This window comes from Streptomyces sp. NBC_00425, from assembly GCF_036030735.1.
GTDB lineage: Bacteria > Actinomycetota > Actinomycetes > Streptomycetales > Streptomycetaceae > Streptomyces.
Genome location: NZ_CP107928.1, coordinates 624,850 through 642,858, shown reverse-complemented (window position 1 = coordinate 642,858; position 18,009 = coordinate 624,850). Strand labels below are relative to the sequence as shown.

Annotated in this window: 13 protein-coding genes and 1 pseudogene; 7 read left to right on the top strand and 7 right to left on the bottom strand. The window is 70.4% G+C overall.

Features of this window, described 5'->3' with window-relative positions:
* Nucleotides 1–915: 915 nt before the first annotated feature.
* Nucleotides 916–3,081 carry an MMPL family transporter gene (locus tag OHS82_RS02860; RefSeq protein ID WP_328433191.1) on the bottom strand — a complete coding sequence of 722 codons (2,166 nt, stop codon included), beginning with the start codon at nt 3,079–3,081 and terminating at the stop codon, nt 916–918.
* Nucleotides 3,082–3,765: 684 nt separating this feature from the next.
* Here OHS82_RS02860 and OHS82_RS02855 point away from each other — a divergent pair.
* A pseudogene (locus OHS82_RS02855) lies at nt 3,766–4,182 on the top strand (hypothetical protein); the annotation flags it as partial.
* Nucleotides 4,183–4,636: 454 nt separating this feature from the next.
* On the opposite strand, the gene OHS82_RS02850 reads toward OHS82_RS02855, so the two are convergent.
* The 4 genes from OHS82_RS02850 to OHS82_RS02835 form a co-directional block, all read right to left on the bottom strand.
* The gene (locus tag OHS82_RS02850; RefSeq protein WP_328436181.1) at nt 4,637–4,912 is read right to left on the bottom strand and encodes a hypothetical protein; all 276 of its coding nucleotides are present in this window, start codon (nt 4,910–4,912) and stop codon (nt 4,637–4,639) included.
* Nucleotides 4,913–5,058: 146 nt separating this feature from the next.
* A complete protein-coding gene (locus OHS82_RS02845) occupies nt 5,059–5,814 on the bottom strand; it encodes a class I SAM-dependent methyltransferase (RefSeq protein ID WP_328436016.1) in 756 nt (251 codons plus the stop codon).
* A gap of 576 nt (nt 5,815–6,390) precedes the next feature.
* A complete protein-coding gene (locus OHS82_RS02840; RefSeq protein WP_057574965.1) occupies nt 6,391–6,606 on the bottom strand; it encodes a hypothetical protein in 216 nt (71 codons plus the stop codon).
* Between the two features lie 67 nt (nt 6,607–6,673).
* Complete coding sequence (locus tag OHS82_RS02835) at nt 6,674–8,872, bottom strand: helix-turn-helix transcriptional regulator (RefSeq protein ID WP_328433190.1); 2,199 nt, start codon at nt 8,870–8,872, stop codon at nt 6,674–6,676.
* A 242-nt stretch (nt 8,873–9,114) separates the two neighbouring features.
* Here OHS82_RS02835 and OHS82_RS02830 point away from each other — a divergent pair, with 242 nt between their 5' ends.
* Together OHS82_RS02830 and OHS82_RS02825 are read left to right on the top strand one after the other, a co-directional pair.
* Complete coding sequence (locus OHS82_RS02830) at nt 9,115–9,435, top strand: WhiB family transcriptional regulator (protein WP_079040958.1); 321 nt, start codon at nt 9,115–9,117, stop codon at nt 9,433–9,435.
* Nucleotides 9,436–9,607: 172 nt separating this feature from the next.
* Nucleotides 9,608–10,738 (top strand): FAD-dependent oxidoreductase, encoded by a 1,131-nt coding sequence (locus tag OHS82_RS02825; protein ID WP_057574967.1) that lies wholly within the window; start codon nt 9,608–9,610, stop codon nt 10,736–10,738.
* A 238-nt stretch (nt 10,739–10,976) separates the two neighbouring features.
* Here the strand turns inward: OHS82_RS02825 and OHS82_RS02820 are convergent, their stop codons facing one another.
* Nucleotides 10,977–11,192, bottom strand: a complete 216-nt coding sequence (locus OHS82_RS02820; RefSeq protein WP_057574968.1) for a hypothetical protein — start codon at nt 11,190–11,192, stop codon at nt 10,977–10,979.
* 68 nt (nt 11,193–11,260) lie between these two features.
* Nucleotides 11,261–13,453, bottom strand: coding sequence for a helix-turn-helix transcriptional regulator (locus OHS82_RS02815; RefSeq protein WP_199863674.1), 2,193 nt, complete (start codon nt 13,451–13,453; stop codon nt 11,261–11,263).
* A gap of 199 nt (nt 13,454–13,652) precedes the next feature.
* On the opposite strand from OHS82_RS02815, the gene OHS82_RS02810 reads away from it, so the two are divergent.
* From OHS82_RS02810 to OHS82_RS02795, 4 genes are all read left to right on the top strand, one after another.
* The gene (locus tag OHS82_RS02810) at nt 13,653–14,855 is read left to right on the top strand and encodes an Acg family FMN-binding oxidoreductase (protein ID WP_199863675.1); all 1,203 of its coding nucleotides are present in this window, start codon (nt 13,653–13,655) and stop codon (nt 14,853–14,855) included.
* Between the two features lie 74 nt (nt 14,856–14,929).
* The gene (locus OHS82_RS02805) at nt 14,930–16,510 is read left to right on the top strand and encodes an MFS transporter (RefSeq protein WP_328433189.1); all 1,581 of its coding nucleotides are present in this window, start codon (nt 14,930–14,932) and stop codon (nt 16,508–16,510) included.
* A gap of 89 nt (nt 16,511–16,599) precedes the next feature.
* Complete coding sequence (locus tag OHS82_RS02800) at nt 16,600–17,166, top strand: winged helix-turn-helix transcriptional regulator (protein WP_328433188.1); 567 nt, start codon at nt 16,600–16,602, stop codon at nt 17,164–17,166.
* A gap of 87 nt (nt 17,167–17,253) precedes the next feature.
* The gene (locus OHS82_RS02795) at nt 17,254–17,925 is read left to right on the top strand and encodes an enoyl-CoA hydratase-related protein (protein ID WP_057574971.1); all 672 of its coding nucleotides are present in this window, start codon (nt 17,254–17,256) and stop codon (nt 17,923–17,925) included.
* Nucleotides 17,926–18,009 lie beyond the last annotated feature (84 nt).

The following is an 18,009-nucleotide window of genomic DNA, read 5'->3' as shown; positions in this document are numbered from 1 at the left end:
TGTTTGCAGTTCGGCGAGCGGTGCACAGCCGGGCGGTGGGCCCCGCGTCGGCGTCCTCACCGGCTTGCACAGCGGCGCTCTGCGGCGATCAGGACGGTCAACCACCGGCTGGACGTCCATGAGGCGGGCGACGCCCACGACAGCGCCGTCCCGGTCGGCACGGCGTGCGCAGCGCGTGCTCTGTAGGCCTGCGGGTTTCGGCAGTCCGGATGCCCAGGACGCGCGGTCCGTCGTCGTGATGCAGCAGGCGCTGGACGAAGACACCGCAGCGGCTTCGCCGGGCATCCGACCGCACAGGCGATGCTGCCAGGGGCCATGCCGGCCCGAGGCGGCCGCTTCGACGAGGCCGCGACTCCGCTGCTCGATCTGTGGTCGTCGCCATGCCACCGTGAAGCGTGGCCGCCGTCGCTGACGCTGCAGGGCGCTCCGGCACGGTGACGTCAGCCTCGTCGAGGCCGGCCGCGGCGAGGACTGCGACCCGGGTCATGCGCGAGGCCCGTCCGCTCGCCGACGCGGTCGAGCGCGACAGGCGGGAAACGAGGGAGACGAGCACGTCGGGGCCGGCCCCGCTGCGCCTGGCCAGGCAAGGCGCAGCTACCGGAACGCCGACACGGAGCCGTCCGCCGTCCTGCTGCGCCGCGCCGTCTCCCTCGCCGAACCGCACCTACGGCCGATCGTGCTCCTCCTCGGCAGGACTCCTGCCCCGCCCGGGTACTGGGCGCTGCGGCATTTCCTCAACCAGTGGGTGACGGCCGTGCTGTCTGCAGCGGCAGCACGGCCATCCTTTCCAGCGGGGGTCTCGTCCCCACGGGCCGCCGCCTTCCGGGGCGCCCCGCGAGCAGATGATGCCCGGGCGTTTGCGGCGCCGCCGACCGCACCGCGCAAAGCCCCGAATCTCTTCGGATCGTCCCTGGTTCAGACGAGGATCAGTCCGCGGTCCTCGTCCGAACCGCCCGGGCTCTTGGACAGTTCGTCGTCGAGCTGTTCGCCCTCCACATCGACGTTGGGCAGACTCCGCTCCAGCCGACGCGGCAGCCACCAGGCCCGTCGGCCCAGCAGAGCCAGCACGGCAGGAACGATCGCCATGCGAACCACGAACGCGTCGAAGAACACCGCGATCGCGAGTCCGAAACCGATCATTTTGATCATCTGCTCGCTGGAACCGATGAAGCCCGCGAAGACTGCGATCATGATGACCGCCGCCGCGATCACCACGCGCGCACTGTGACGGAAGCCGGTGACGATGGCGCTCTGGGGCTGCTGTCCATGGACGAAGGCTTCTCGCATCCGCGTGACCAGGAAGACTTCGTAGTCCATGGCGAGGCCGAAGACCACGCCGATCATGAAGATCGGCATCATCGACATGACCGGGCCGGTCTGCTCGACGCCGAACAGCGAGCCGAGCCAGCCCCACTGGAAGACGGCCACGACGGCGCCGAGCGCGGCGACGACCGAGAGCAGGAAGCCGAGCGCTGCCTTGAGCGGCACGAGCAGTGAGCGGAACACCACCATCAGCAGGAGGAAGGCGAGGCCGACGACCAGCGCGAGATAGGGCAGCAGTGCGTCGCTCATCTTCTGCGAGAAGTCGGTGTTCAGTGCGGTCGCACCGGTGACGTAGACGTGGTCGCTGCTCTTGTCCCGGATCTCGTGGACCAGGTCCTCGGTGGCCAGTGAGGACGGCCGGTCCTTCGGGATGACCGTGATCATGGCTGTGTCGCCGGCCTTGTTGAGGGTCGGCTCGGTGACGGCGGCCGCGCTGTGGAGATTCCGGATGAGCGTGACCGCCCGGTCGGCCTCGGCTCTGTCGCCGTCGACGACGACCGTCAGCGGTCCGTTGAAGCCGGGGCCGAAGCCGTCGGAGAGCAGGTCGTAGGCCTTGCGCTGGGTGGTGCTGACGGGCTGCGAGCCGTCGTCGGGCAGGCCGACCTCCAGAGAGGCGGCCGGTACGGCGATCGCGCCGAGGCCGAAGACGCCGATGAGCAGGACGGCGACCGGGTGGCGGAGCACCAGACTCGCCCAGCGGGCGCCCATGTTCGGCTTGTGCTCGACGGCCCTGCCCCGGCGGGCCTTGCGGCCGAGGACACGGTCCCCGGCGAAACCCAGCAGAGCCGGAATCAGGGTGAGAGCGATGAGCACCGCGATGACGACCGTGCCGGCCGCGGCGACGCCCATCTTGGTGAGCAGGGGGATGTTGACGACGGCCAGGCCCACCAGGGCGATGACCACGGTCAGGCCGGCGAAGACCACGGCCGAGCCCGCAGTGCCGGCGGCCCGTCCGGCGGCCTCCTCCTTCTCGCGTCCCTCGGCGAGTTCCGAGCGGTAGCGGGACACGATGAACAGCGCGTAGTCGATGCCGACAGCGAGGCCGATCATCATGGCGAGCGTCGAGGTGGTCGTGCCCAGGTCGAGGGCGGCGGCCAGCCCCGTGATCGTGGAGATGCCGATACCCACGCCGACGAGCGCGGTGAGCAGCGGCAGACCCGCGGCGATCAGCGACCCGAAGGTGACGACCAGGACCACCCCGGCGATCACCACGCCGATGACCTCCCCGGCACCCGTCTCCGGCGTGGCCTGCAGCGCGTCGCCGCCGGTCTCGACGGTGAGCCCGTCGTGCCGGGCCTGTGCGCCGGCCTTCTTCAGGGCGTGGAGGGTGTCGTCGGTGAGTTCCATGGAACCGACCCGGTAGGTGACGGACACGTACGCCGTCGAGCCGTCCTTCGACACAGCCTGCGTCGTGTACGGGTCGGTGACGGAGGCGACCTGTCGGGAGCCGGACTTCAGCGCCGCGACCACGCCGGTGACCTCGGCCTTGGAACCGGCGTCCGTCATTTTCGCGCCGTCGGGCGCCTTGAAGACGATGCGGGCGGTGGCGCCGTCGGCACTGCTACCGGGGAAACGGTCCTCCAGCAGGTCGAAGGCCTTTTGGGCCTCCGTGCCGGGAACGGAAAACGACGACGAGGTGGCGGCCGGCGCGGACGCCGCGCCGAAACCGGCGAGCGCCAGGAGGGCCACCCAGATGAGGGCTACAAGCCTGCGGCGGCGGAAGGCCAGCCGCCCGAGTCTGTAGAGAAACGAGGCCACGAGGGCTCCCTGTTCATCGAGGGGACGAGAGGAACAGGATCGGCCTGCCTCCTTGACCACTCAGGTCAGAGAACTGCGCCGCACCTCAGGTGCGGTTCCTCTCAGGTGCTCATCGTCATTGCGGCCCCAAGCCCCTCACATGAGTAGACGATGCCCATAAATCCCCGCTGTGTGCGGCAGGTTCGCCAGGGGACGTGACGGCGGATCATGCTGCCCTCTGCCCTCTGCCCTCTGCCCTCTGCCCGCTGCCTCCTGCGGCCGATGCGGTCGGTGCGGCCGCGAGCAGCGCGGTGAGCGGGCCGCGTGGTCGGCCGAAGAGAAAGAACCCGGGACGGTGGGCCCGCCGATGGCAGGAGCGGAGCAGAGCAGGCCGGAGCAGGGCGCCTGAGAGGCCGCGGCCAGGTCGGAGGCGTGTAGGGCGGCGTCGAAGAGTGGGGACTTGTCGTTGGACTTCGGCCTCTTGCATCTTGCCAACGGCCGTAGGCCAACTGGCGTTGACTTTCTGGCTGGGGGTGGGCATCATGTCAACAAGCGATGGCCAACGCTTGTTGGCAATCTGCTCTGCGCCCGGCCCGGAGACCGAGGTGCCCCTGGCCCGGAAGGACAACCGCCATGAAGTCGCTGCTCCCCTCACAGCTCCGTACGGCGTACGAGGCGCAGCACACCGGCCGGACAGAAGCCGCCATGGACGAGACGCGCCGGACCGCAGCCACTGCCGGCCCGCTCGCTTCCTTCTCCCGGTTCGTCCTGTGCGGCGGCGGTGTCGGACTCGCTTCCGGCCCGGCCGTGGCACTGCTGGCCATGCTGATGCCCTGGGCGTCGGCGAACGCACTGGTCACCGCAGGTTCCACCCTTCTCTGCACAGAACTCCACGCGCGCTTCACCTTCAAGGCCGGGCGGCGTGCAGGATGGCGCCGGCACTGGCAGTCCGCCGGGTCGGCCTTGGCCGCCTACACGGTGACGTGCGCGGCGATGTTCATCCTGCACCTCGTGCAGCCGTCGGCCGGGACGCTGAGCGAGCAGGCCGTCTACCTCAGTGCTTCAGGGCTCGCCGGAATCGGGCGATTCCTCGTTCTGCGTCTGGTCGTCTTTGCCGGCAGTTCGACCACGGTGCAGGAGGGCAGCAGCCCGGCGGGGGTTCACGAAGCGAGCGAGTTCGCGTCCCGGGCCATCGAGGTTCCGCCATGGCCGAAGACCCTGCAGTCGTTGAGCGAGCGAGTCATCTTGCATGGGGCGAGGGCGGCGGCAACGATGCCGACCGCTCGGGCCTGCCCTGCGGCTGGACGGTCAGGTCGGTCCGCGTCCGCACCCCGACCGCATCACAGCTCTGTTCGCCCGCGCCGTGCCGCGTCCGACGGCGCTTCCCCGCCGAGTTGCCGTCGACGACATGGACCTGGACGGGTGGCCGGCCGGGCGCCGATGGCGAGTTCGACGCACAGCACCGACTGGCCTGCGCGCCCGGTTGTGGTCGCAGCCGATCTGGTTCGCCCCGCTCGGAAAGGACCAGCGTCAGTGAGACGGGCATCCGTCCGGGCGAGTCGCCGTGCGAGTGGGTTCACTCGAGTGTCTTGATCGCTTCCGTGGTGGGGGCCGGCGGTTCGAACGTCGAGTTGTACGCCGCGCTGCGGCGTGACTCCCGCGACGGCATGTCGAACCGGGCGTTGCAGTGCAAGTACGGCGTCACCTGGAGCCGGTCAAGGCCCTGACCTCGGCTTGGCCGCAGCCACGCACGACAACCGCTTCGGCGCGGCCGTCGAAGCTGGATCCGTTCACGCTGCTGATCGACGAGATCCTGCTCATTGATCTGGACGCGACCAGGAAACAGCGCCACACCGTCACCCCGGATCTACCGCCGTCTGATCGACGAGCACTCCTCGTCCGAGGCGTTGCGTTGACCACTTGAACCCGCACCGATGGGAGGGCGCAAGCGTCCTGCGAGCAACCGCGCGGTCCGGCCAGGGACTGAGGGTCCGGTGTTCATACCTTGCTCGCGACCACCATGTAGTTCTCGGCCTCAAGATCGAACGTGCTCAGTTCCGTCTGGAGTCCGACCCGGTGCAACTCGACTTCGAGTTCCTCGTACCGGTAGGGCCAGCAGGACAGCAGTTCCGAGCGGACAAGAACCAACCCGGTCGCATCAACTTGCGCGATCGCAATCTCGATGTGGTGCTCCTCCTCCCAGTGCGGCGCAATCTCCCAGCGGTAGACCACGACGGCATCGCGACCGTTCCGGCGGACGAGTCGGTCACTGATCTCCAGCCGGGAACCTCTGGCCCTCACGAGTTCCCAAGTGCGGGATGTGAGTACCAAGCGCCCGCCGGGGCGCAGAAGCCGTGACATCGACTCCAGAGCAGCACCCCTGCCTGTCGCGCCCGTGGCATGGTGAAGCGAGTTGCCGACGCAGAACACCATGTCGAACGTGTTGTCCTGAAAATGGTCGGGCAACTCTTCCCAGTTCGCCCGTACGGCCCGGACGGATGCCCCGAACTCCTCAGACAACTCTGCAGTCCGACGAAGCATCGCCTCGCTGGCGTCAGTTGCGACAACCTGTATGCCACGACCGGCGAGGCCAACCGCCAACTGTCCCGTTCCGCACGAACAGTCGAGGACGTGAGCGTTCGACGGCAGGAGATTGAGGACGTCGTCGAACGACGCAGCGAACTCGGCTGGAGGCAACTTTGCATCCGAGATGAGCCATTCGTACACCTCGGCAAGCACGTCATAACCTGTCACAACCACTACCTCCGTCACCAGGCAGACTCACGGTAGGACGTCAGTCCATCAGCGGAGCAAGCCGGGCACCAATGGATTTCGCAAGGATCGCTCTGACGGTGATTGTGGGTTGTCAGTTGTCCGTCTGAGTGGATGTCACCGGCTGGGAAGCACTCGCACCTGGCCGGCGCCGAAGCCGAGGTCGACTTCGGCGAGGTCGCGGTCCGTTTGCGGGGCGAGCTGGTGAAGTGCCATTTGTTCTGCCTGCGGTTGTCGTTCTCCGGGAAGGCGGTGCACCGGGTGTTCGCCTCCGGCGGTCAGGAGTCGAGGAGGGCGGCGGGCCTCGGACACCCTGACTGGCCACCGCGGCCCCGGTCCGCCGTAGGCGGCCCATGGTCTGGTTCGCGATCGGCCTCCTCGCGTGAGAGGTCGAACCGGGCGCCAGGTGCCGGCGCTGACTGCACCGGCGCGGTTGGCTGCGGTCGGAACCGACCGGCCTCCGCACTCCTCCACCACCCGCGGTGACAGCGAGGTCGTGCCGCACGTGAACCGGGTGGCAGCCGGACGCCGAGGTCGGCACGCATGTCGGTGGACGTCTCAGGTCCTTGTTTCCGCGAAGGCCAGTACGTCGTGGCCGGTGTCCCAGAGCAGGGTCAGCAGGGCGCGCACCGATGCCTGGTCGATGTTTTCGACGATCAGCACGGTGCCGTCCTCGTCAGGCGTGGACACGTGGTCGAACCTGGTCCGGATCACGTCCAGCAGGGTGCGGGCGATCGGTGCGCGCAGGGTCAGCTCGTAGCGGGTGGGGGCCATGCCGTACAGGAAACCCTTCGCCAGTGTGCACGCGCACCACCCGCTCGGGAAAGACACCCGGGTGGGATCAGATCAGGCCGAGTTCGCGCGCCACTTTCACGGCGTCCTGCCGGGAGGCCACGCCGAGCTTGCGATAGAGGCTCTTGTTGTATGCCTTGACCGTGTTGATCGACAGGAACAGCGCTGCCCCGATCTCCCGCTGGGTCGCCGATCCCTGCAGGGCCCGCAGGATCGACAGCTCACGGTCGGTCAGTTCCTCTGCCAGGGCACCGGAGCGTACGGCGGTGCGGGTGCCGGCCTGGCCCAGCCGTGTTTCGGCCTGCTCGAGCCGCCGAGCCGCGAAGGCACTCACCGGCTCCTCCTGCACGACCTCTCGGGCCCGCGCCAGCGCGGTGCGGGCGGCGGACCGGTTACCGCAGGCGAGTTCGGCGTCGGCCAGGTACAGCAGGCCGAGGAACAGCGTCGTCGGCCGCGGGTGGAGTTCGGCGAGCCCGACGGCGCGGCGCAGCAGGACCGCAGCCCCTTCCACATCGGCGCGCAAGTAGCCGCGCCGGCCGGCGGCGATACGCAGCGCGGCGAGCCCGGGAGTGCTGGCCTCCCGCCCGTCGCGCTCGACGGCATCCGCTGTTGGACCGGCCTCGCGCAGCACCCGGTCGCACTCTTCGGCGCGGCCGGCCTCGACAAGGCTGACCGCCAGCATGCCCGCTACGGCCATCACGGTCCACAGTGGCCACGAGCCGTGATGGCGCTGCTGCCACACGTCGAGCAGCAGGGCTGCAGCCTCGTCGAAACGGCCGTCGCGAGCCAGTACGCCGCCGAGTGTCGCGGGTACGTGAGGGTGCGCGGTGACATCGCCGGCGGTTTCCAGTTCGAGAGCCTGCAGGGCCAGGGCGACGGACTGCGCGGCTTCGGCATCGGACATGCCGAAGCCCGCACGCACGGTGAGCACAGCACTGCGGAAGCTGTGCCAACCGGTCATGACGGTCTCTGCGGCGCCCCGGACTTCACAGGCGTCCAGCCAGTGGTTCACACGGGCCTGATCACCGCAGAGCGCCGCCGCGAAGGCCAGCGAATAAGCCAGCAGCGGGCCGACCGCTCGGCTGGGCAGCCGCTCACCGAACCGCAGGTAGCTCGCGGCGTCCCCGTGCGCAAAGAACCAGGTCTCCGCGTTGCTCAGCATCAGCTCCGCGGCGTCGTCGTCGCGGCCGGCGCGCAGCAGGTGGTGTACCGCGTCGTCGAGCCGCCTCTCTTCGGTGAACCAGGCTGCGGCGTGGCCCAGGACCTCCCGAGGGTCTGCGGTGGCCTGGTGTGCCAGGACGTCCCGGAGCAGGTGATGGCACCGGTACCACTGCTGTTCGTCGTCCAGGGCGGCCACGAACAGACCCGCCCTGACGAGATCGGACAGCACCTGGGCCGATCCGGTCACCTGCAGTGCGGCGTCGCACAGCGGACCGGAGAGCCTTTCGAGCGGCGCGGACCGCACGAGGAGGTCGCGGTGGCTCGGCGCGAGGCCCGGGAGGACCTCAGCCGCGAAATAGTCCAGCAGGTGCCGGTCATCGACCTGAGCCTTCGCCGGGTCCGCGCGCAGTGCGAGGGCGGCCAGCTGCAGCCCCGCCGCCCACCCTTCGGTCCGTTCCCATATGGCTGCTGCTGCGGTCTCGTCGAGGTCGTGCCCTGACACCGCCGACACCAGGGCCGTCGCCTCGTCGGGCGAGAACCGCAGCTGCGCCGCACGCAGTTCGGTCAGGTCGCCGCGGGCCCGCAGCCGCGCGATCGGCAGCGGCGGGTCTGTGCGCGCGGCGATCACGATCCGCAGCGAGGCGGGCAGGTAGGCGACCAGGTATTCGACCGCCTCGTGGATCTGCGGGTCGGCGAGCAGGTGGTAGTCGTCGAGGACCAGTACATGCGCTACCTCGGATGCGGCCAGCTCGTTCAGCAGCATCGGCAGCGCGAGGTCGACCGGAGCGACAGCGGCCGCGTCCAACGCCTGCAACGGGCCCGCGCTGATCGCGTCGCCGGCGTTGTGCAGCGCGGTGAGTACGTAGCTCCAGAACCGGACGGGTTCGTCGTCGCTCTCGTCCAGCGAGACCCACGCGATACGACGCTTCTCGTCGGGGCCCGACGCCCAGCCGCTGAGCAGGCTCGTCTTGCCCCATCCGGCGGGCGCCACCACAACGGTCAGCCGGGTCTCGGCGAGGCGCAACTGCTGCTGCAGGCGTTCGCGGGGGATCGCGTCGGCACGCGCCGGCGGGACCACCTGTTTCACGGTGAGCAGTGGCCGTGTAGGCCTGTCCGATGTCACGACGCTCCCGACCTGCGGCCCGGCACCGCAACCCGGTGCCGATTCTGCCAGTTCGGGCACCCCGGGTACACCTTGGGGCGGGGTGGTGCGCGAGCACCCCGTCCGACGCGATTCTCCTGCCGCAACCCGGGTCCGGGCGACAGGAAAGAAGCCCTGCAGCGCCACGCTTCTACAGCAAAGAAGGCAAAGCAATGCCGTGGAGTGAGATGGAGTGGTTGCGCGCCGCCGCCTGCGTGGGCGCGGACCCCGAGCTGTTCTTCCCTGTGAGTACGACCGGGCCGGCGCTGCGGGAGGCCGCCGCAGCCAAACGCGTCTGCGCGCGCTGCCCGGTGAGCTTCGAGTGCCTGTCCTACGCCCTCGGGACCGCACAGACGTCGGGCGTGTGGGGCGGAACCGGCGAGGAGGAACGCACGGAGCTGCTCCGAACCGCCGGGTATGACGCGATGAGGCGGAGTCTCGGCCGGACCGAACCGGGACGCACAGGCTCCCTTCCGACCTCCGGGGTGGGCTGGGCAGCAGACGGATGAAGTCCCTACCCCTCTATCCCGGCGCCGCTCTGCGCCGGGGGTCCGGCCCCTTCGCGCCAACAAGTGTGGGCCAACGCGTGTTGACTCCCGCTGGGAATTCGAGCATCCTGTCAACAGGCGTCGGCCAACGCCTGTTGACCTGCTGCCCGGATCAGAAACGGAAGGCTCCGCCATGAACGCCACCGCACTTCCCGCCCGCACCGAAGTCGCCGTCGTCGGCGCTGGACCGGCCGGTCTCGCACTCGCCGTCACGCTCGCTTCCGCAGGCATCGACTTCGTTGTCCTGGACAAGCTGGCGGAGGGCGCCAACACTTCGCGCGCCGCCGTGGTGCATGCCCGCACGCTGGAGGTCCTGGACGAGCTGGGAGCCTCCGAGGAGCTGATCGCGCGAGGCGTGAAGGTCACCCGGTTCGCCGTCCGCGACGGCGTGCGCCGGCTGCTGACGGTGCCGTTCGACAAGCTGCCCACCCCCCACCCGTACACCCTGATGGTTCCCCAGTACGAGACCGAGAGCGTGCTGCTGGACCGGCTGAGGGCGCTCGGCGGCGACGTGCACCGCCCCTACGAGGTCGCTTCCGTCGTCCAGGACGAGGACGGCGTGACGCTCACCATGACCACGGGCGAGACGCTGCGCGCCGCCCACGCCGTCGGCGCCGACGGCATGCACAGCACCGTGCGTGAGGCGGCGGGCATCGGGTTCACCGGCAACGCCTACGCCGAGTCCTTCGTGCTCGCCGACGTGGTGATGGACTGGGTCCCCGGGCCGGACGAGGTCTCGCTGACCTTCGGCACCTTGGGGCTCGCCGTCGTCGCCCCGCTTCCCGGCGGCCACTACCGGGTCGTCGCCACCGTGGACGACGCGCCCGCCTCCCCGGACCTCGCCTTCGTCCAGAAGGTGCTCGACGAGCGCGCCCCCGGCCAGGCCAAGGTCACGGGTATGGCATGGTCGTCACGGTTCCGGGTGCACCACCGGGTCGCCGACCACTACCGCGCCGGCCGTCTGCTGCTGGCCGGCGACGCCGCCCATGTGCACAGCCCCGCAGGCGGTCAGGGGATGAACACCGGCATCCAGGACGGCTACGCCCTGGGCCGGGCGTTCGCCACCGGCCGGCTCGACGGCTACGAGGCGCAACGCCGCCCCGTGGCCCAGCGCGTGGTCGCCTTCACGCACCGCATGACCCGCCTGGCCACCACGCGCAGCTCCGTGGCCCGCAGTGTCCGCAACATCGCACTGCCACTGCTGGCACATACCCCGATGCCCAAGAAGCTCGCCACCGAGCTCGCCGAGCTCAACTACCGCTAGACATCGCCCTCCTCGCCGCCGTGTGAATAAGCCTCCCGGCACGCCGGCACAGGAAGAAGGAACGTGCGCCGCACCGAGCGGCCCTCGCGCCTGCCCGCAAGCCCGTGGCGGCATCGGGGGACACCGGGAAGCCAGTGGTGGCCCACTGCCGTTCGCATCGGCGAAGTCCTTCTCACCCGGATGCCGCCCGCCGGTATGCCGTGGGACTCCCGCCGCGGCCGGTCCGCCGCGGGATGTCTCAGGCCGTCACCGCCTCAAAAGCCAGCACCTCGTGGCCGGCATCCCAGAGCAGGTTCAGCAGAGCGCGGACCGATGCCTGATCCATGCCCTCGGCGACCAGCACGGTGCCGTCCGTGCCGGGCGTGGACACGTGGTCGAACCGCGTCAGGATCACGTCCAGCAGGGAGCGGGCGATCGGTCCGCGCAGCGTCAGCTCGAAACGGGTACGGGTCATGCCGTCCAGAAAACCTGCGGCCCGGGTGCCCGCGCACCACCCGCTCGGCAAGAGCACCCCGGGTGGCGTCAGATCAGGCCAAGATCGCGCGCAGCCGCGACGGCGTCGTGCCGGGACGCGACGCCGAGCTTGCGGTAGAGGCTCTTGTTGTATGCCTTGACCGTGTTGATCGACAAGAACAGCTCTGCGCCGATCTCCCGCTGGGTCGCCGGCCCCTGCAGGGCCCGCAGGATCGACAGCTCCCGGTCGGTGAGCTCCTCCACAAGAGCACCCGAGCGTACGGCGGTGCGGGCGCCGACCCGGCCCAGCCGCGCTTCGCTCTCCTCCAGCCGCCGCCTCGCGTAGGCGCTCACCGGCTCCTCGTCCACCACCTCACGGGCCCGCGACAGCGCGGCACGGGCCGCCGACCGGTCACCACAGGCGAGTTCGGCGTCGGCCAGGTACACCAGCCCCAGGAACAGCACCGTCGGCCGCGGGTGCAGTTCTGCGAGGGGGACTACCCGCCGCAGCAGGACGGCGGCCGCCTCCATGCGGGCGTTCTGGTAGCTGCGCCTGGCCTGGGCGATGCGCAACGGCGCCAGTCCTGGCGTGCTCGCCTCGCGTCCGTCGCTCTCCACGGTGTCGGCGAGCGGGCCGGCCTCACGCAGGACCCGATCGCACTCCTCGCCGCGGCCGGCTTCGACAAGGCTGATCATCAGCGTTCCGGCGCCCTGAACAACGAGCGACGGCGGCCACGCCTTACGGTCGCGTGGCGACGTCCACAGGCCGAGCAGCAGGGTTGCCGCCTCGTCGAAGCGGCCGTCGCGGGCCAGCATGGCCCCCATCGCCGCGCGCACGGTCGGATGTCCGGCACCGCCGCGCTCGGTCTCCAGTGCGAGCGCATGCTGCACGATGACGACGGATTGCGCGGACTCGGCGTCCGACATGCCGAAACCTGCGCGCACGCAGAGCACGGCACTGCGGAAGTCGTGCCAGCCGGGGACGGCGGTGGCGGAGGTACCACTCGCCTCGCAGACGTCCAGCCAGCGGTTGACGCCTGTCTGGTCGCCGCAGAGCGCCGCCGAGTACGCCAGCGAAAACGCCAGCGCCGGGCCCACCACCCGGCCGGACAACTCCTCGCCGAACTTCAGGTAGGTGGCAGCCTCCCCATGGGGGAAGAACCACGTCTCGGCGTTGCGCAGCATCAGCTCGGCGGCATCGTCATCGCGGCCGGCCCGCAGCAGGTGGCGTACGGCGTCATCGATCCGGTCCTGTGCCGCGAACCAGTCCGCGGCATGGCCGAGAACCTCCTGCGGGTCCGTCGTCGTCTCGCCTGCAAGAACGTCCCGCAGCAGACGATGGCACCGGTACCACCGCTGTTCGTCGTCCAGCGCGGCCACGAAGAGATCCGCCCGGACCAGATCGGCCAGCACTCCCGCCGAACCCGTCACCTGCAGCGCAGCGTCACACAGCGAACCCGAGAGCCGTTCGAGTGGCGCAGCCCGCACGAGCAGGTCACGCTGCCTGGGCTCCAGACCGGGCAGTACCTCGGCGGCGAAATAGTCCAGCAGATGCCGGTCGTCGGCGGGCGCCTTCGCCGGGTCCGCGCGCAGCGCGAGAGCAGCCAGCTGCAGCCCCGCAGCCCACCCTTCCGTCCGCTCCCATACGTCCGCCGCGGCCGCGCCGTCGAGGTCGTGCCCTGACACCGCCGACAGCAGGGCCGCCGCCTCGCCGGGCGAGAACCGCAGCTGCGCCGCCCGCAGCTCCGTCAGGTCCCCGCGGGCCCGCAGCCGCGCGATCGGCAGCGGCGGATCCGTACGTGCGGCGATCACCACCCGCAACGAGGCCGGCAGGTACGTCGTGAGGTACTCGAGCGCCTCGTGGATCCGCGGATCGGCGAGCAGGTGGTAGTCGTCGAGCACCAGTACATGCGCCACCTCGGACGCGGCCAGCTCGTTCAGCAGCATCGGCAGCGCAAGGTCGATCGGTGGGACGCCCGCCGCGTCCAACGCCTGAAGCGGACCTGTGCTGATCACCCCGCCGGCGCCGCGCAGCGCGGTGAGGACATAACTCCAGAACCGCACGGGTTCGTCGTCGCTCTCGTCGAGCGAGACCCACGCGATGCGGCGCTTCTCCTCGGGATCCGCCGCCCAGCCGCTCAGCAGGCTCGTCTTGCCCCAGCCGGCGGGCGCCACCACCACGGTCAGCCGGGTCTCGGCCAGACGCAGCTGCCGCTGCAGGCGTTCACGCGGGACCGCGCCGGCCCGGGCCGGCGGAATCACCTGTTTCACAGTGAGTAGTGGCCGCGTAGGTTTCTTCGACGTCACGACGCTCCCGACCTGCGGCGCCCAGCACCGCAACCCGACAGCGATTCTGCCAGCTCCACCACCCCGGGTACATCTCGCAGCCGGGTGGTGCGCGAGCACCCTGTCCCGCGCGAATCTCCTGCCACGACCAGGGCCGCGCGACAGGAGAGACGCAATGGCCACGAACACCGTCACAGACGAATACCCGGAAATAGCCCTGACCCGCAGGGACGGGCTGAAGCTGGCCGGCCTCGGCATCGCCTCGGTAGCAGCCCTGGGCGTGGGCGTCGGCGGAGTCCGGGCCGTCACCAACGGCGCCTTCAGCGCCGGATCCGGCGATCCGTACGACCTCTGGCACGACTGGCACTCGATGACCGGCATCGAGCGGGTGGTCGCCGCCGGCGTGCTCGCCTGCAACCCGCACAACACGCAGCCCTGGCGAATGATCGTCGACGGCGATGTCATCGACGTCCACTCCGACCCCAGCCGGCGGATGCCGATCAACGACGCGAGTGGCCGCGAACACTTCGCCGGCCTCGGCTGCGCCGTCGAGAACATGGTGATCGCCGCCGCATCGGCCGGCTCTACGTCGCAGGTCACCCTCTTCCCGCACGGCCCGGCCTCGGACCACGTCGCGCGCATCGCGCTCAGGAAGGACCGCACCGGACAGGACCGTGACCTCGCCGCCGCGATCCCGCACCGGCACACCAACCGCGGCCCCTACACGTCGGAGCCCGTCGATCTGGACGGTTTCACCGAGCAGAGTTCCCGCATCCAGGGAGCGGGCGTGCTGTGGATCACCGACGAGGCGGCGCGTGAGCAGCTGGGACGGCTCTACGTCGAGGCCACCGAGGCGATCACCGCGGACACCGCGCAGTCGACGGAGGCCTTCGGTTGGTTCCGCAGCGCGCGCAGCAGCATCGACAAGCACCGCGACGGACTCACCCTCGACGCTCAGGGCCTCAGCGACCTGGCCCTGTTCGCCGCGAAACTCCTGCCCGCACAGTCCCGCCAGGACGGCGACGCCTACTGGGTCAAGGCCACCCGCGAGGTGCACACCGCGACCGCCGCCGCCTACGGCGTCATCGTCGTCGACGACGTCACCGACCGGAGCGCCCAGGTCGACGGCGGACGGCTGCTGGCCCGGATGCACCTCACCGCGACCGCACTCGGCCTGGGCCTGCACCACATGAACCAGATCACCGAACGCATCGACCGCGACCACACGACCGGCGGCACCGACGTCTTCTCCGCGCGCTGGGCCGCCCTGCTCGGCCGCCCCGCCTCGGGCGGCCTGCTGTCCTTCCGCATCGGTCACCCCGAGCGCACGCCGGGCCTGAGCCCGCGCCGCAGCCTCGACGACGTCGTGACCAGCTGACCCCTGCCGAGGCGGTCCAAGCGCACCGCCCGCTCACCAGGTTCCACCCAGGTTTCACCCAAAGGAGGCTCACCATGACCGGCGCCATCATTTCGGACCAGACAGGCGGGCCGGTGCGCACATTGCGCCCCGGTGCCGTTCTCGCCGTGACCTGTCTCGCCCTGGCGACCGTCGTGTCGGCGATGGCTTCGCTGAGTGTGGCGTTGCCCGACGTCGCCCGCGAGACGCACGCCAACCAGACCCAGCTGTCGTGGATCATCGACTCCTACAGTCTGATCTTCGCCTCGTTCCTGCTGTTCGCCGCGACCCTCGGCGACCGCTTCGGCCGCCGCAAGGCACTGCTCGGCGGTGTCGCGGTGTTCGGCGGAGTGTCGCTCGCCGCGACCTTCACGACCGAGCCGGGCGTCCTGATCGCCCTGCGTGCGGTGCTGGGTGTGGCGGCCGCGTTCGTCATGCCCGCGACGCTGTCCACGATCACCAGCACGTTTCCCCGAGCCCAGCAGGCGCGTGCCATCAGCATCTGGGCGGGGGTCGCGGGCGCCAGCGCCGCGCTGGGACTGCTCGCCTCCGGGCTGCTGCTGGAGGCGTGGTCGTGGCGATCGGTGTTCTGGCTGAACGCGGTGATGGCCGCGGTGGCGTTCGTCGGCACCTACCTCTTCGTGCCGGAGTCCGCGCAGCCGGGCAGGCAGCGCATCGATGTGACCGGTGCCGTGCTCACGGTGGCGGGGCTGGGCGTGCTGGTCTACTCGGTCATCGAGGCGCCCGAGCACGGCTGGGGCAGCACCCGCACCCTGTCCGGCATAGCCATCGGGCTCGCCGTCCTGGTCGCCTTCGTCGCCTGGGAGCTGCGGCACCCGCACCCCCTGCTCGATCCGCGGCTGTTCCGCAACAAGCTGTTCGCGGCCGGCTCGATCTCGACCACCCTGCAGTTCTTCGCGTTCTTCGGGTTCATCTTCGTCACCATGCAGTACCTCCAGCTCGTGCGCGGCGACAGCGCCCTGATGGCCGCGGTGAGCGTGCTGCCGATGTCCGCGGCGATGATCCCCAGTGCCCGCCTCAGTCCGCTCCTGGTAGCCCGGCGGGGCATCCGAGCCCCCTGGACCGTCGGCCTCGTCCTGGTCACCACCGGCCTGGCCGTGCTGGCCCAGCTCGACGCCGGCAGCTCGTACTGGCTGGTCGTCGGCGGTCTCCTGCCGCTCGGCGCGGGCATGGGCCTGGCCACGACGCCGGCCACCGCCGCCATCACCGACGCCCTGCCGCCCCGCCTGCAGAACGTGGGCTCCGCGGTGAACGACCTCTCACGTGAACTCGGCGGAGCCCTGGGCATCGCCGTCCTCGGCAGCCTCATGAGCGCCCAGTACCGCGACTCCCTCGACACCGGCGGCCTCCCCGCCCCGATCGCGGAAGCAGCCCGCTCCTCCCTCGCCGCCGCCAACCACATCGGCCACGCCACAAGCAACCCCACACTCATCGACGAGGCCCGCGACGCCTTTGCCTCCGGCATGCACCTCGCCCTCCTCAGCGGCGCCGCCACCACCGTCCTGGCCGCCGTCGTCGTCACCCTCCTGCTGCGCCGTCCCGGCAAGCCCGGCACGGACCAGGAAGAGACGCCGAACAGCGGCACCCACCGCGACACGGCGAAGTCGACCGCGTAGCCACGGCCAACCGGCCGACAGCCACCACGACCTACGGCGCGAGGGCCGCACCCCGCGGCCCTCGCGCCCGTCCCAGGAAGGAACCGGCCATGACGCTGCCGCACCCTCAGCCACCGCACCAGCCCCACTCTGTGAAACTGCCCGAACCCCTGGTGGCCCTCACCCGGGCCTCCTCCCTGCTGGGCAGACGCGGGACCGGGCTGATCATCACTGCCCTCGCCAGGGGTCCGGCCGACGTCGCCCAGGTGTGCGAGCGCCTCCCCGGCCTCAGCGAAGGCGTGCTCACCCGGCGCCTGCGCGAACTGACCACCCTCGGCCTCGTGACCCGAACCGCCGCGCCGGACACGCCATCACGTTCCCGCTACGCGCTCTCCGCCCACGGCAAGGCCCTCCTCATCCCCCTGGCGTCCCTGACCGTCTGGGCGGAGGACCACCTCTGCGCCGGCGTCCCCGAGGCCAAGGCCGGCCGCAGAAGGCCGCTGAGGCACCCGGCTCAGGTTCCCGGCCGCAGCCGGCGCCATACCCACGCCGCTGATCGAGGGCACGTCCGTGAAGAACGGGAAGGCGAGCAGGCTGCGAGGCCGGCGCCGCGAGGGCTTCGCGACAGCAGGCGCGCCCGAGCCTCGCTGCGAGCCGCACGCCTGGGGAACCGGTAGAGCGCCCCGACGGACTTCACCCCTCACACCCGATCCCGCCTCACTCGATCCCGCCTCACTCGATCCCGCCTCACTCGAAGGAGCCAGATGCCCACGCTCGATCGTCACGACGACGTTTTCGTTCTCGACCTCGGAGACGGCGAGAACCGCTTCCACCCCGACTGGCTCGCCTCCGTCGCCACCGCACTGGACGAGGTCGAGCAAGAGAGCGGCCCGCGCGCTCTGGTGACCACCGCGACGGGAAAGTTCTACTCCAACGGCCTGGACCTGGACTGGCTGCTGGCCCACCTGGACGAGCACCCCGGCTACGTCGTCCGCGTCCAGGAGCTCTTCGCGCGCATGCTGTCCCTGCCGGTGATCACCGTTGCCGCTCTGCAGGGACACGCCTTCGCGGCCGGAGCGATGTTCTCCCTCGCGCACGACTTCCGCATCATGCGCGCAGACCGCGGATACTGGTGCCTGCCCGAGGCGGACATCGACATCCCCTTCAGCCCTGGCATGTCCGCACTCATCCAGGCACGGCTGGGCCCGCACACCGCGCACCGGGCCATGCTCACCGCGCACCGCTACGGCGGAGCCGACGCGGTGGCCGCCGGCATCGTCGACCAGGCGGTCGCCGAGAACGAGGTGCGTACGGCAGCCATCGCACTGGCCCGGTCACAGGCAAGCAGGGCGGGTGCCACCCTCGGCACCATCAAGGCCCGCATGTACGCCCCGGCCCTGACGGCGTTGCGCGACACCACCCTTGCCCTCAGATGAAGCGCCGTACACGCCGTCGAGGCGGCCCGTGCGGGCCGTTCGGCGAAGGAACGCGGGTCGGGGCACACCGGCAGCGCGTCCGCC

Bases quoted from the DNA above. Each gene is read 5' to 3' on its own strand.
- OHS82_RS02840 (WP_057574965.1), bottom strand. From the start codon at position 6,606: ATGGCCCCCACCCGCTACGAGCTGACCCTGCGCGCACCGATCGCCCGC.
- OHS82_RS02830 (WP_079040958.1), top strand. From the start codon at position 9,115: ATGGAGTGGTTGCGCGCCGCCGCCTGCGTGGGCGCGGACCCCGAGCTG.
- OHS82_RS02825 (WP_057574967.1), top strand. From the start codon at position 9,608: ATGAACGCCACCGCACTTCCCGCCCGCACCGAAGTCGCCGTCGTCGGC.
- OHS82_RS02820 (WP_057574968.1), bottom strand. From the start codon at position 11,192: ATGACCCGTACCCGTTTCGAGCTGACGCTGCGCGGACCGATCGCCCGC.
- OHS82_RS02810 (WP_199863675.1), top strand. From the start codon at position 13,653: ATGGCCACGAACACCGTCACAGACGAATACCCGGAAATAGCCCTGACC.
- OHS82_RS02805 (WP_328433189.1), top strand. From the start codon at position 14,930: ATGACCGGCGCCATCATTTCGGACCAGACAGGCGGGCCGGTGCGCACA.
- OHS82_RS02800 (WP_328433188.1), top strand. From the start codon at position 16,600: ATGACGCTGCCGCACCCTCAGCCACCGCACCAGCCCCACTCTGTGAAA.
- OHS82_RS02795 (WP_057574971.1), top strand. From the start codon at position 17,254: ATGCCCACGCTCGATCGTCACGACGACGTTTTCGTTCTCGACCTCGGA.